The 13128-nt window shown below is 65.0% G+C and carries 12 protein-coding genes and 1 tRNA gene; 9 read left to right on the forward strand and 4 right to left on the reverse strand.

All coding sequences use genetic code 11. The features are described from left to right. Nucleotides 1-3 precede the first annotated feature (3 nt). From CSW57_RS04880 to CSW57_RS04915, 8 genes are all read left to right on the forward strand, one after another. Nucleotides 4-210: an antitoxin gene (locus tag CSW57_RS04880; RefSeq protein ID WP_023962599.1), complete on the forward strand. Its 207-nt coding sequence runs from the start codon at nt 4-6 to the stop codon at nt 208-210. Continuing rightward, nucleotides 137-1444, forward strand: coding sequence for a lipase family protein (locus CSW57_RS04885; RefSeq protein ID WP_099381666.1), 1308 nt, complete (start codon nt 137-139; stop codon nt 1442-1444). Before CSW57_RS04880 ends, CSW57_RS04885 begins: the two co-directional genes overlap by 74 nt. A gap of 54 nt (nt 1445-1498) precedes the next feature. Continuing rightward, the gene (locus tag CSW57_RS04890; protein WP_099381667.1) at nt 1499-1936 is read left to right on the forward strand and encodes a type II toxin-antitoxin system Rv0910 family toxin; all 438 of its coding nucleotides are present in this window, start codon (nt 1499-1501) and stop codon (nt 1934-1936) included. Between the two features lie 129 nt (nt 1937-2065). After that, nucleotides 2066-3748: a substrate-binding and VWA domain-containing protein gene (locus CSW57_RS04895; protein ID WP_099381668.1), complete on the forward strand. Its 1683-nt coding sequence runs from the start codon at nt 2066-2068 to the stop codon at nt 3746-3748. A 110-nt stretch (nt 3749-3858) separates the two neighbouring features. Then, entirely contained in the window at nt 3859-4353 is a 495-nt protein-coding gene (locus tag CSW57_RS04900; protein ID WP_030170287.1) for an FMN-binding protein, read from the forward strand. 17 nt (nt 4354-4370) lie between these two features. Then, the gene (locus CSW57_RS04905; protein ID WP_223249037.1) at nt 4371-5231 is read left to right on the forward strand and encodes an FAD:protein FMN transferase; all 861 of its coding nucleotides are present in this window, start codon (nt 4371-4373) and stop codon (nt 5229-5231) included. After that, complete coding sequence (locus CSW57_RS04910; RefSeq protein WP_099381669.1) at nt 5228-6748, forward strand: oxidoreductase; 1521 nt, start codon at nt 5228-5230, stop codon at nt 6746-6748. The genes CSW57_RS04905 and CSW57_RS04910 overlap by 4 nt, the downstream gene beginning before the upstream one ends. Nucleotides 6749-7080: 332 nt before the next feature. Further along, the gene (locus CSW57_RS04915) at nt 7081-8001 is read left to right on the forward strand and encodes a type IV toxin-antitoxin system AbiEi family antitoxin domain-containing protein (RefSeq protein ID WP_099381670.1); all 921 of its coding nucleotides are present in this window, start codon (nt 7081-7083) and stop codon (nt 7999-8001) included. A 402-nt stretch (nt 8002-8403) separates the two neighbouring features. On the opposite strand, the gene CSW57_RS04920 is transcribed toward CSW57_RS04915, so the two are convergent. Beyond that, a complete protein-coding gene (locus tag CSW57_RS04920) occupies nt 8404-9366 on the reverse strand; it encodes a proline dehydrogenase family protein (RefSeq protein WP_099381671.1) in 963 nt (320 codons plus the stop codon). A 1-nt stretch (nt 9367) separates the two neighbouring features. After that, complete coding sequence (gene pruA, locus CSW57_RS04925; RefSeq protein WP_099381672.1) at nt 9368-11020, reverse strand: L-glutamate gamma-semialdehyde dehydrogenase; 1653 nt, start codon at nt 11018-11020, stop codon at nt 9368-9370. A gap of 92 nt (nt 11021-11112) precedes the next feature. Here pruA and CSW57_RS04930 point away from each other — a divergent pair, with 92 nt between their 5' ends. Beyond that, nucleotides 11113-12717, forward strand: a complete 1605-nt coding sequence (locus CSW57_RS04930) for a PucR family transcriptional regulator (RefSeq protein WP_099381673.1) — start codon at nt 11113-11115, stop codon at nt 12715-12717. 25 nt (nt 12718-12742) lie between these two features. Here CSW57_RS04930 and CSW57_RS04935 read toward each other — a convergent pair. Together CSW57_RS04935 and CSW57_RS04940 are read right to left on the reverse strand one after the other, a co-directional pair. Continuing rightward, a tRNA-Arg gene (locus CSW57_RS04935) sits at nt 12743-12815 on the reverse strand. 21 nt (nt 12816-12836) lie between these two features. After that, nucleotides 12837-13085, reverse strand: coding sequence for a DUF2630 family protein (locus CSW57_RS04940; RefSeq protein ID WP_099381674.1), 249 nt, complete (start codon nt 13083-13085; stop codon nt 12837-12839). Nucleotides 13086-13128 lie beyond the last annotated feature (43 nt).

Here is a 13128-nt window from a genome sequence, read left to right on the forward strand (position 1 = left end):
GGCATGGATTTCAAGAATTTGGTCAACAAGGGCAAGTCCACGCTGAGCAAGAACACCAAACTCATCGACCAGGGCGCCAGCGCGGTCAACAAGGCCACCAAGGGCAAGTACTCGAACCAGATCCGGAAGGGTGCAGATGCTGCCCGGAAGTTCGCGCAGGACGGGAACAACCCCGGCCACCAGAACCCCGGTCATCAGCCTCCTCGGTAAGGCGATCCCGGCAGCAGCGATTGTGCTGCTGTCGGTGAGCGCGTGCGCCGGCGGCGAGGACAACGGTCGAACGGCCGCGTCCTCGCCGCCGTCGTCTGCCCAGTCCTCGTCTGTCCCGGCCCCGGATTCGAACCGTCCGCCGGCTCCGGCGGCCGGCGAGCGCGGCGACATCGTCGAGCAGATGCCTTTCCAGGCGAGTTCTGACCTGAGTGATGTGGCCGAGGTGACGCGTGTCGTCTATCGTTCGACCGCCGGATACCAGGGCGGGTTCGGCACAGAGGTGTCGGGAGTGATCGCCGTCCCGAACGGAGAGCCGCCCGCGGGCGGCTGGCCGATCGTCGCCTTCGGTCACGGCACAACAGGTACCGACGAGAGTTGCGGTCCGTCGGACTATCCCGATCTTCTCGGCGAAGACGGTGCCATCACGCGACTGGTCAGACGCGGATACGTGGTGGCGGCCAGTGACTACCAGGGGCTGGGTACCTGGGTGGAGGATGCGCCCGGCCACCCGTACCTCGAACCGAAGACGATCGCCTACAACATGATCGACGCTGTGCGTGCCGCCCGAAATCTCGTTCCGGACACCTCGAACCGGTGGGCAGCAATGGGCGCCTCGCAGGGGGGCCAGGCCGCATGGGCGTCCGCCGATCACGCCGACGACTACGGCCAGGATCTCGAGTTCGTCGGGGCCGCCGCATTGGCACCGGCTGCCGACCTCTCGCCGATCACCGACGCCGGAACCCAGATGACGTACACCGACGCTCAGAAGATCTTCATCCCCAACCTCATCGCAGGGTTGAGGGAGGTGTACCCCGATTTCGACGCGGGCGACTACATACGCGGAGGGCTGGCCGACAACGCCGACGTCTTCACCTCCTGCGGTCCCACATTCTTGGTGGACCGATTCAGTGCGGCGATGAGCGTCGCCCCTGGAGACGCGGCCGTCGCCGATCAGGAGGCAGTGGAACGCATCCGCACGATCCTGAAGCAAGATGCGTTGCCTGCGGGCCGGGCGGCCGGACCACTCTTCGTCGCATTCGGCGACCAGGACTCCATCATCTTGCCCGCATGGACCGCTGCAGCAGTGCAGCGTGCGTGTGCCGGCGGCGACGTCATCGAGGTGGTTCGCAAGCCCGACGGCGGGCACACCAATCTCGGTGTGACAGGCCCGGCGATCGACTGGATCGGCGATCGCTTCGCTGGTGAACCCGCCCCGGACACCTGCCCGGCATGACACCGATGGCTGCGGTCCACCGGTTGCCGGTGTGGGAGCGCTAACGTCGCACCTATGGCAAAGGTCAAAGATTCGATCGACGTGAACCAGTCCCCGGAAGACGCGTGGGCGCATGTTCTCGATCTCTCGCGGTATGGCGAGTGGCTCACTCTGCACGATGGCTGGCGTAGCGAGTTGCCCAGCCCCGAAGAAATCCAGAAGGGCACCAAGGTGTCCTCGGTCATCGGGGCCAAGAATGCCAAACTCCGCTTCGACTGGGTGGTGGATGCGTTCGATCCGCCCCGGAAGGTAGACCTGAAGGGTGACGGCAAGGGTGGCGTGACGGTCACCCTGACACTGATGGTGGAGCCCGCCAAGGGCGGGTCAAAGGTGGGTCTCGAGGTGAACCTGACCGGGTCGCCGATGATGTCGTTGATCATTCGCAGTACCGCGAAGGTCCTCAAAGGTGAGATCAACCAATCCCTGAAGAACTTTCGCGATCTGTACTCCTGACCGTAGAGCCGTTCGCCAGACCTGAGGGCGAGCCGGGTCTGGCGTCTGCCCGCCACCATCTGGGGTGTTCGTTCCTGATTCGCTGTGGATAGAATCCGGCGAACCTCGAAACAACAGGGTGGGTGACGCATGGGTCGACATGGGGTCGATAGCAGGGCCGATGACGACTTCGGATTCAGCGAGGGCCGAGACGGCGGTCGGGGTGGCGGTGGGGGCGGCGGCGCCCGCTGGGCGCTTCTGGCGCTGGTTGTCGTCGCGGTCTTGGTGGCCGGGTTGATTCTCTGGCGGACGGTCTGGGCGTCGTCCGGCAGCGACTGTGACTCGCGAGAAGCGGTGTCGGTGATCGCCGATCCGTCGATGGCTGCGACCCTCAAGCCCCTGGCGGCCGAGGCGTCGGCCGACTCGTGTTACGACTTCAACGTGGCTGCGGTCAGCGGCGCCAACGTCGCCGGCCAGCTCACCAAGGGTGATCAGGCGCCCGACCTGTGGATCGCCGATTCGCAGGCCCGCGCCCGCAAGGTGACCGACCAGGCCCGCGTGCAGCGCGACGTGATCGCCGAATCCGTTGCGGCCAGTCCAGTGGTGTTGGCGGGTAAAGATGTTCCGGCGCTGACCAATTGGGTCGACGTCATGAAGCTGCCCGGCCTGCGCCTTGGCAACCCCATCGACTCCAGCACCGGCGACGCGCCGATCGTCGGAGCGCTTGCGGCCGAACAGGCCGGGGCCATCGACCGCAAGCAGTTCACCGATGGAATGACCCTGCTGGCGCTGCAGCAGGGCAACGCCCGCATCGGGGGCGACTCCGATGTCGACCGGCTCCAGGTGGCCGCAGGCAGCGAGTCGCCGACAGTGGTCAGCGAGCAGCACTTCATCGAGTTCCAGAACACCAGCCCCAACAGTGGTCTGCGAGCCGCGATCCCCGCCGACGGGACCATGATTCTCGACTATCCAATGCTCAACACCGCGTCGTCAGCTCGGAAAGAGATCGTGGCGGCAGCGGGCGAACAACTGGCCGAACACATCACGTCCGACGACGGCGCGACAGCGCTGACCACCGCCGGATTCCGCACGGCAATCGATGCGCCGTCGCCGGAAGGGGGCGTGGGCGTGGTGAAGGTGCTGACGCTCAAAGACCCTGCGCAAGAAGAGAAAGCGCTCAGGCAATGGGCAGTTCTCGGAGTGCCGATCCGCACGCTGGTGGTGGAGGACGCGTCCGGTTCGATGCGTGAACCGGCTGGCACGTCAACCCGGGCCGATATGCTCGTGGAGGCCAGCCAGAACGGCCTGAAGATCTTCCCGAACAACTCGGCGTTGGGGGCGTGGCTGTTCTCCATCGACATGGGTGGACCGGATCAGGACTGGTTGCCGATCGCTCCCATCGAACGCCTCGACACCGTTGATGCCGATGGCCAGACCCATCGCAAATACCTCGAGTCGCAGATCGTGACGCTTCCGGGTCGGGTGGGCGGCGCCACCGGGCTCTACGACACGACGCTCGCCGCGTTCAAGGAGGTCCAGGACAGTTATGACCCCAACTATTCGAACAGCGTCATCCTCCTGACCGACGGCCAGAACGAGGACGACAACTCGATCAGCCTCCAGGGTTTGCTCGCCGAGCTGAAACGGCTCGAGGATCCGGCCAGACCGGTGCTCATCCTCACCATCGGCATCACCGAGGACGCCGACGCCGAATCACTCAAGCAGATCGCGGACGCCACCGGCGGAAGCAGCTACGTTGCAGAGACGCCCGCCGACATCTCGAACGTGTTCATCGACGCGGTCGCGGCGCGGATCGCCGCAGCTGGACGGTAAAAAATCCAGTTCTACAACGAGTCCGCTTAAAGCGGGCTGAGATCTGAGAGTCTGCTGGCAAAGGCCCGCGAAACGGACCACGGTCGACCCCGAAGCGGCAGTATGGAGCCATGACCTCGACATCGACTTCATTCCACAACAGCCGAATCGTCAACGCGGGCAAGGTCGCTGCAGTCATTGCAGCAGCGGGAGCGGCCATCGCCGCCTGTGGCGACGACGGGAGCAGCACCGCAGCAAGCTCGACGACCGCGGCGGCCAACAGCACCGCTGCCGACACCAGCGCAGTACAGAACGAAGCAGCCACCTCGGCGTACAAGAACGGCGAATACACCGCCGTCGGCTCCTACCAATCACCCGGCGGCGAACAGCAACTCGGCGTCACCGTCACCCTGTCCAACTCGGTGATCACCGCGCTGTCGGTGGACACCAGTCAGACCAAGGGCACCTCGGCCGACTTCCAGGGCAAGTTCAAGAGCGGCATCGACGCACTGGTGGTCGGCAAGAGCATCGACGAGCTCGACGTCAGCAAGGTGTCCGGGTCATCCCTCACCTCAGGGGGCTTCAACGACGCCATCGACCAGATCAAGACCGAAGCCGCGGCCTGATCGACACCCGCGTTGTTGTGACCGATTCGAACGAGTGGCCGTTCACCGCTCTGGGCACGGCCTGGGACATCACCCTGCCGCAGGCCATGCCCGAAGTGTTGCAGGCCTCGGTCCTCGGTGAACTCGATCGCATCGACCGCACCTGGTCTCGGTTCCGGCCAGACTCGTTGGTCGCGTCGATCGCCCGCGCGCCCGGCACCTACCCGGTAGAGCCGTCCGACCAGCCATTGCTCGACCTGCACCGCACGCTGTACGAACTGACCGGCGCGATGGTGACGCCCATGGTGGGGCAAACCCTGGCAGACGCCGGATACGACGCCGAGTACACCTTGCAGCCGGGCGAGACGATTGCGACCGTCCCGGCCTGGGACGACGTGCTGGGCGGCTGGCAGGGTCAGCTGGAGGTACGGTCTCCGTGCCTGCTGGATGTCGGGGCCACCGGCAAAGGATTCGCGGTGGACCGCGTCAGCGCACTGGTGAAAGCGGCGGGCTTCGATGAGTACCTGGTCAACGGGAGCGGTGACATCAGGGCCGGTGCCGCACCTCATCGCATCGCGCTGGAACACCCCACCGACCCGACCAAGGCCATCGGCACGGTGGTCATCGAGAACAACGCGATCTGCGGCTCCGCGGGCAACCGCCGCGCGTGGGCCGATTGGCACCACATCGTCGATCCCGTCACGTCCGCGCCGACCCGCGAGGTGCTGGCGACCTGGGTGATCGCCGACGACACCATGATCGCAGACGGACTGTCCACGGCGCTGTTCTTCACTCCCGCGCAGAAGCTGTTGAGCCACTTCTCGTTCGACTACGTTGTGGTGCGCGCCAACGGCACGGTCGAACATTCGCACGCCAGAGAACTGGAGCTTTTCCTATGAAGATCGTCCGCGCCGTGGACCGATTGTCGATGTACCGGTTCGTGTTGATCGCATTGGCGATCCTGGCGGCCTACGCAATCATCGTCGCCGCGTCCGGCGCCGACTTCGCCTACACCGCAACCGAACTGCTCGGATCACTGGCCATTCTCGTGGTCGTCTGTGCCGCCGTGACATATCTCTGCGCCGCCATCGTGCGGGTGCCGCCGGGTAGCGAGTCGTGGTTGATCACCGCCCTGATCCTGTTCTTCATCTTCCCCGGGCTCACCGACACCGACAGTGCGTGGGGACTCGTTCTCGCGGCCGCGATTGCCAGTGCCTCCAAATACGTTGTCGCCGTGCGTCGTCGACACATCGTGAACCCGGCAGTGGCCGGGGCGGTGGTGAGCTATCTGTTCGCGTACTTCTCGGTCGGGCCGTTCCCGTACCCGGTTTGGTGGATCGCAGCCGAACCGTTGATGGTCGCGATGATCGTCGTCGGTGCCGCGGTGGTGTGGAAGCTGCGCGAGTGGTGGCTCGTCGGGTTCTTCCTTGCAGTGGCCGTCTTGACGATGATCGTGGTCGCGGCCGACAACGGCACACCCGTGGGCGACGCGCTTCAGCTCGGCTTCCAGTCCACGCCACTGTTCTTCGTGGCGGCCATCATGCTGACCGAACCCTTGTCGTCGCCGACCAGTCGAATTCCCACTCTCGTCTACGCCGCTCTTGTCGCCGTGTTGATGTACTGGAATCAGTCTTTCGAGATCACGTCCGAGTACACATTGGAGTTCGTACCGGAGATAGCGCTGCTGGCCGGCAGCCTGTTCACGTTTGTTGTCGGCCGACAGTCGAGGCGGCACGTACTCGAGGTGGAGTCCGTGCAGCCGATCGGCACCGACACATACGAGGTGCTGGCCTCACCGGGGTTGCGGTTCCGGCCCGGGCAATGGGCCCAGATCTCTGATCCCACATGGAGTCCGGCTCCCGAGAAGCAGGGCACGCGTAGGGTTCTGTCCCTGGCAGGGGCGCCGGGGGAGGGCACCACCCGCTTCGGATTCACCGTCAGCGGCCGTCCCTCGGAGTTCAAGCGGCGTCTCATCGAAGACGGTGCGGGGCGTCGACTGTACGTCGACGAGGTGGGCGGCGACTTCACTCTGCCGCGAAACCTGCGCTCTCCCATGGTGTTCATCGCCGGCGGTATCGGTATCACGCCATTCCGGTCGATGCTCGCCGACCTCACGGCGCGCGGCGACACCGACCTCACCCAGGTCTCGCTGATCTACGCCGCGAACTCCGAGGACCGCCTCGTGTACGGCGATGTGCTGGATGCGGCACGCGCCCGTGGAGCCCAGGTGATCACCGTGGTTGGGGGATTGGTGAGTGTTGATGACGTCGCTGCTGTCGCACGCCCCGGCGCGCACTATTACCTCTCTGGCCCGCCGATGATGCTCTCTGCGCTCAAGCCCATGCTGATTCGCGCAGAACCCGCCTTGCGCTGGCAGCCGTGGCGTCTGCACACTGACCGGTTCATCGGGTATTGAGTTGTCGGGGGGAGTGTGGTGAGTTCCTCCGGTTGTGGTCGGAGAATGTGGTTGGAGTCGGAGGGTGTGGTGGCGGACGTGCGGGCTGTGGCCATTTCCTCCGGTTGTGGTGAGTTGCTCCGGTTGTAGTCGGAGGATGTGACTCAAGTCGGAGGGTGTGGGGTGAATGTGCGTCTTGTGGCCACCTCCTCCGACTTTGGTGAGTTCCTCCGGTTGCAGTCGGAGGATGTGACTGGAGTCGGAGGGTGTGGACCTGTGCACACACTCCAAACTATCCACAGAGGGCCGCTTTTTGGCGGTACCTGGTCGGCGGGGGCAACGACGATGGGTAGATGCAGTCATCGGAGTTCGGGCTCATCCGACGAAAGACAGTGGTCCAAGGCGGGTTCGGCAGCGACTCGCAGCTGAGAGCGGCTCGGCGGGCCGGAATCATCCAGCCGGTAGTCCGCGGCGTTTCGGCGCCTGCCGACGGTGTTCCGCTTTCGCCGGATGACGAGTACCGCCGGCGCGTGATCGCCGTTGCCGGACGTTCGCGAGTTCGCGTCGTGAGCCATCAGTCGGCAGCGGTATGCCACCGGATGCAGCTCTTTCGGCCGGACCAGCGATGTGTCCACTTGATTGCGCAGACCAAGGGCAAGCGGGAGGGAGACGTTCACGTCCACCACGCCCTTTTGGCCGACACCGACATCGTGCTCATCGACGGGATTCGGGTGACCAGCCGAGCAGTGACGGCGTGTGATGTGGCACGGGCGGGAACGTTCGAACAGGCCGTCGCCGCACTGGACGATGCCCTGAGGTCGGGCGTATCGCTGGACCAATTACACGCCATCGCGGCGCGAACCCCACACGCCGCCGGGATCGGGATGTTGCGTCGCGCACTACTGACGGCTGACGGGGACGCGGAATCCGTTGGTGAATCGGTCAGCCGTGCCTTGATGGCGGGTTGGACAAACATCCCGATGCCGACGTTGCAGTCGGAGTTCTTCGATGCGGAAGGACTGATCGGCCGAACGGATTTCGACTGGGACGGGAAGGTCGTCGGCGAGTTCGACGGGCGGATCAAGTACCTCGGGACCCTTGTGGAAGGCGAGCGGCCCGAGGATGCCGTGTACCGCGAAAAATTGCGAGAGGACCGGCTTCGCGCCATGGGAATCGTGGTTGTCCGGTGGTCGTGGGATGACCTCCTCAATCCAGGTCGCCTGCATGCGAAACTGCGATCCGCGCTGATCCGCGGTGGCGTAATCCCCGGTTGAGGTGGCACATCCTCCGACTGTGGTGAGTTCCTCCGGTTGCAGCCGGAGGTTGTGGCTGGAGTCGGAGGGTTTGCACCCATAGGACCCACATCCTCCGACTTTGGCTGGCTGCGGCGGGTTCGCCTGTCGTGGTGGGCTGCTCGCGGCTCACATCCTCCGACTGTGGTGAGTTCCTCCGGTTGCAGCCGGAGGTTGGGCTGAAGTCGGAGGGTTTGGACCCAAGGACCCACATCCTCCGACTTTGGCTGGCTGCGGCGGGTTCGCCTGTCGTGGTGGGCTGCTCGCGGCTTAATCCCTCCGACTGCGGTGAGTTCCTCCGGTTGCAGCCGGAGGTTGCGGCTGGAGTCGGAGGGTCTGCACCCACAGGACCCACATCCTCCGACTTCAACCGACAGAACCGACCTACCCCCGAGACACCAACGCTCGCAGAAAGAACGCGACGTTCGCCGGACGTTCGGCCAGGCGGCGCATGAAATAGCCGTACCACTGGGACCCGAATGGAACGTAGACACGGACTCGACGGCCCTCGCCGACGAGACGGAGTTGTTCGGCGCTCCGGATCCCATAGAGCATCTGGTGTTCCCAGTCGTCGGTGGCGCGCCCGGCTTCGGTCGCCATGGCCGCTGCGGCAGCGATCATCGCCGGATCGTGACTGGCCACCATCGGGTATCCCTGCCCAGTCATCAGCACCCGCAAGCAGCGTTCATAGGCCGCATCGACATCCGGTTTGCGTTGGAAGGCGACCTCGGCGGGTTCGGCGTAGGCGCCCTTGCAGAGCCGGATCCGCGAGCCAGGAGCCGAGAACTCGTGGCAATCGTCCTCGGTCCGGTGCAGGTACGACTGGAGGACCGTTCCCAGTGCCGGAAAGTCGGCCCGTAATTCACGGACAATCCGCAGTGTCGAGTCGGTGGTGGTGTGGTCCTCGGCGTCGACGGTCACCCACACTCCCGCGTCCTCGGCTGCGGTTGCGATCCGGTGGGCATTCTCCAAAGCGATCTTCTCGCCATGCCGGGGCAAGGCGCGGCCGAGCGCCGACAGCTTGAGGGACACCTCCACCGGATGCGAGCCGGCGACCGACTCGGTGTGGTCGCCCAACATCCCGATCAACTTCAGGTACGCCTGCACGGTCGCGTCGGCTTGGGTTTCGTCGGTGGTGTCCTCACCGAGGTGGTCGATGGAGATCATCCGACCGGAGTTCAACAGCCCGACCCCGGCCTCCATCACCTCACGATGGGATTCGCCGGCGACAAAGCGCGACACCACGTTCCGGGTCACCGGGACTCGTTCAGCGGTTCGCTTGATCCGGTCGCTGGAGGCGGCAGCCATGATGATGGTGCGTGCCGCACCCGCGGTCATCCCGGTCATGTCACTCACCGCGCCCGGCGTCGTCGCGCTCCATGTGCGGGTACCCCGCCGACGTCGCCGGGACGAAGGTCTCCTTGATGGTGCGTGTCGATGTCCAGCGCATCAGGTTCTGCTTCGACCCCGCCTTGTCGTTGGTACCCGAGGCGCGCCCGCCACCGAACGGCTGTTGCCCGACCACGGCGCCGGTGGGTTTGTCGTTGACGTAGAAGTTGCCGGCCGCGTTGCGCAACCCGGTCATTGCGGCTTCGACGGCGGTGCGGTCATCGGCGATCACTGCCCCGGTCAGTGCGTAGCTTGCCGATGAATTGATCTCCTGTACAACAGAATCGAACTTTCCGTCGTCATATACGTGCACCGCGAGGATGGGAGCGAAGTATTCCTTGTGGAAGGCCTCGTCGGCGGGGTCGTCACTGAGCAGTACCGTCGGACGTACGAAGTACCCCTCCGAGTCGTTGTAGTCACCGCCCGCCGCGATCGTCAATGATGGAACTGACTTCGCCCGTTCGATTGCGTTGACCGCCTTGTCGAAAGCGCGTCTGTCGATGACTGCGCCGCCGAAGTTGGTGAGGTCGCGGACATCTCCGTAGGAGAGGGCAGTGGCTTCTTGCAGGAAGTCGTCGCCCATCTTGCCCCACACCGACCTCGGGATGTACGCGCGCGAGGCTGCCGAGCACTTCTGGCCCTGGTATTCGAACGCGCCGCGGATCAAAGCCGTGCGCAGAACATCGGGCTCGGCCGAATCATGCGCCACGACAAAGTCTTTGCCTCCCGTCTCGCCGACGAGCCGGGGATAGGCGCGATAGCGTTGAATATTGCTTCCGACTTCCCGCCACAGATTCTGGAATGTGGCGGTTGAGCCCGTGAAGTGGATGCCTGCGAGGTTCTCGTCGGCCAACGCGACGTCTGACACGGCAATGCCGTCGCCGGTGACCATGTTGATGACGCCCGGGGGAAGGCCTGCGGCTTCCAGTAGCTGCATGGTCATATACGCGGCGTAGGTCTGCGTCGGTGACGGCTTCCAGACCACCGTGTTGCCCATGAGCATCGGTGCGGTCGGTAGATTCGCGGCGATCGCGGTGAAGTTGAACGGGGTGATGGCGTAGACGAAGCCCTCGAGTGGGCGATGATCGAGCCGGTTCCACACCCCTGGGCTGGAGACGGGTTGCTCGGCCGAGATCTCGCGAGCAAACCCGACATTGAACCGCCAGAAGTCGACAAGCTCGCACGGCGCATCTATCTCGGCCTGCTGCACGCTCTTCGACTGACCCAGCATCGTTGCGGCGGCGATCTTCTCGCGCCAAGGTCCCGACAGGAGGTCCGCAGCCCGAAGCAGAATGGATGCGCGTTCGTCGAAAGATGTTGCCGCCCAGTCCGGCGCCGCGGCGAGCGCAGCGTCGACCGCTCTGCGCGCGTCATGTGTGGTCGCATTCGTCAGTGTGCCCAGCACCTCGTGATGCGCGTGTGGCTGGACCACCGCGACCGCGGCACCCGAACCACTGGCATGTGTGCCGCCGATGACGTGGGGGAGCTCGATCGGGTCGGTCGAACTCATCTCGGCCAGGGTGGCCACGATCCGTGAGCGTTCCGGAGATCCGGGGGCAAAGGTGTGCACGGGCTCGTTGTGGGCAGGTGGGGGTGTGGTGATGGCGTCCATGTCCTCAACTACAGCGCCATCAGCGGCCCAGCGATATGGCCGATCGGACTAAGATGAAGCGAGTTCTTGGGCCGATTAAACAAGGGGTGCCGATGGCAGATACCGATGGCCGCGGGGCCGTGACACTCGGGCGGTTGCTTCTGGCACTCGACGGAACGCTCGTCACCCTGGTGGAGGCACCCGAAGGGCTCGACCGCCCGGTGACCGCAGCATCCCTGCTCGATGCGGATGACCTGCACCTCGGGGTGGGACGGGGGGCCAGAGCTGCCGAGTTGGCCCTGCTCGTCGGTGTCGTGCCGGCGCAGGTGATGGCCTGGATGGCCAGTCTCGGCCACCAGACTCCAACCGCCATCCTGCTGAAGGCGCCGGACGCGGAGGTGACCCGGCGCGCGGTGTCGGCGGGTATCGCTGTGGTCGCGGTGGATCCGCATGCACGGTGGGAACGGATCTACAACTTGATCGGGCGGGTCCTCGACCACGCTCGTGCCGAGTCCCCGGAATCGATGGCGAGCGGCACGGCGGGCGACCTGTTCGCTCTTGCACAGGCGGTCGCAGATCGGACCGGCGGGCTTGTCAGCATCGAGGATGCGGGCTCACATGTGTTGGCGTACAGCTCATCTGATGAACAAGCCGATGCCCTTCGCCGGTTGTCGATCCTCGGACGGGAGGGCCCACCGGAGATGCTCGACTGGCTTCGGCAGTGGGGCGTGTTCACTGCTCTGAGGGCAGGGGCGGACGTGGTGTCGGTGGCGGCCCGCGACGACCTCGGGCTGCGACCGAGAATTGCCGTGGGCATCAGAACCCCGAGAGGCAGTGAGTATCTCGGCACCTTGTGGCTCCAGCAGGGAAAGTCCGAACTGTCGCCGGATTCCGGCGATGTGATCACCGGCGCCGCGGCCGTCGCCGCTCGCATCATCTCGCACTCTGCGGCGGTCCCGTCCGTGCATGCCGAACAGGTGCAGCGACTGCTGGGCTTGCGCGGTGACACCGTCGACATCCCTTACCTCGCCGACGCCCTGAACATTCCTCGTTCGGGTCCTGCTACCGTCGTCGGCTTGGCACGTCGGTTTCCCGCGCAGGTGCCGACGGATTCCGTTGCCGCCTATTTGCCGTCAGTCACACTGCACGCCAGCGCTTTTCGTCCCGACTCGGTGACCGCCGCGGTCGGTGAGAGGGTGTACGTCATCTTGCCGGACACGGACGGCGGAGCATCAACGGTGCGCTGGGTACAGAGCACGGTAGCAGCGGCTGACCGCCGATTCGCCATGCAGATCCGGGGAGTCATTGCCGATTCGCCCGCCGGTCTGGCGGCGGTACCGGGCCTGCGGACCGAGATCGACCGGGTCCTCGACGCGGCATCGAGGGAAGGCGCGTTGATCGACGTGGTGACCACCGTTGCGGAGTCGCGCACCGGCGTCTTGCTCGGCGAGATCGTCGGACTGCTCGCCGACAACCCGGATCTCGTCGACCCGCGAGTGGGCCGACTGAGGGACTACGACCGCACCCACGGCTCCGACCTGGTGGCCAGCGTCCGCGCCTACCTGGACGCGTTCGGCGACGTGCGCACAGCGGCCGCCACCATGCACGTGCATCCGAACACGCTGCGATACCGGGTTCGGCGAGCCCAGGAACTCACCGGACTCGACCTCGGCGATCAGGCGTCGCGGCTGGTGGTGTCGCTGGCCCTACGGGTCTGAGACCTCGAACGTCGGGCACAGAAAGTGCCCCCGGCAGGAATCGAACCTGCGACACCCGCTTTAGGAGAGCGGTGCTCTATCCACTGAGCTACGAGGGCGGACCCGACAAACTTACCAACTCAGTTGAGATAACCCTCGACCACATTCGGCGGACGGACTTCGGCGTCGTCAGGGTCTTTGCCGGCCCGGCGGAGGGCGTCGCGCTGGCGGAGCAGATCCCAGCACTGGTCGAGCTGAACCTCGATGTCGCCGAGCTGCGAACGCTCGTCGTCGGGGCTGATCTCCCCATTGGACACCTGGTCACGCAGTTCTTTCTCCTGCGCGATCAGGTCGGTGATCTGCGTATGCAAATTCTTGTCACTGGTCATTTCACGAATTCTAGGCGCGCGCGGGTTCGTGCACAGTTCGGCC

This window comes from Williamsia muralis, from assembly GCF_002735905.1.
GTDB classification, from domain to species: Bacteria; Actinomycetota; Actinomycetes; order Mycobacteriales; family Mycobacteriaceae; genus Williamsia; species Williamsia muralis_A.

Bases quoted from the DNA above. Each gene is read 5' to 3' on its own strand.
- CSW57_RS04915 (WP_099381670.1), top strand. From the start codon at position 7,081: ATGCAGTCATCGGAGTTCGGGCTCATCCGACGAAAGACAGTGGTCCAA.
- CSW57_RS04900 (WP_030170287.1), top strand. From the start codon at position 3,859: ATGACCTCGACATCGACTTCATTCCACAACAGCCGAATCGTCAACGCG.
- CSW57_RS04920 (WP_099381671.1), bottom strand. From the start codon at position 9,366: ATGACCGGGATGACCGCGGGTGCGGCACGCACCATCATCATGGCTGCC.
- CSW57_RS04880 (WP_023962599.1), top strand. From the start codon at position 4: ATGGATTTCAAGAATTTGGTCAACAAGGGCAAGTCCACGCTGAGCAAG.
- CSW57_RS04890 (WP_099381667.1), top strand. From the start codon at position 1,499: ATGGCAAAGGTCAAAGATTCGATCGACGTGAACCAGTCCCCGGAAGAC.
- CSW57_RS04885 (WP_099381666.1), top strand. From the start codon at position 137: ATGCTGCCCGGAAGTTCGCGCAGGACGGGAACAACCCCGGCCACCAGA.
- CSW57_RS04940 (WP_099381674.1), bottom strand. From the start codon at position 13,085: ATGACCAGTGACAAGAATTTGCATACGCAGATCACCGACCTGATCGCG.
- CSW57_RS04910 (WP_099381669.1), top strand. From the start codon at position 5,228: ATGAAGATCGTCCGCGCCGTGGACCGATTGTCGATGTACCGGTTCGTG.
- CSW57_RS04930 (WP_099381673.1), top strand. From the start codon at position 11,113: ATGGCAGATACCGATGGCCGCGGGGCCGTGACACTCGGGCGGTTGCTT.
- pruA (WP_099381672.1), bottom strand. From the start codon at position 11,020: ATGGACGCCATCACCACACCCCCACCTGCCCACAACGAGCCCGTGCAC.
- CSW57_RS04895 (WP_099381668.1), top strand. From the start codon at position 2,066: ATGGGTCGACATGGGGTCGATAGCAGGGCCGATGACGACTTCGGATTC.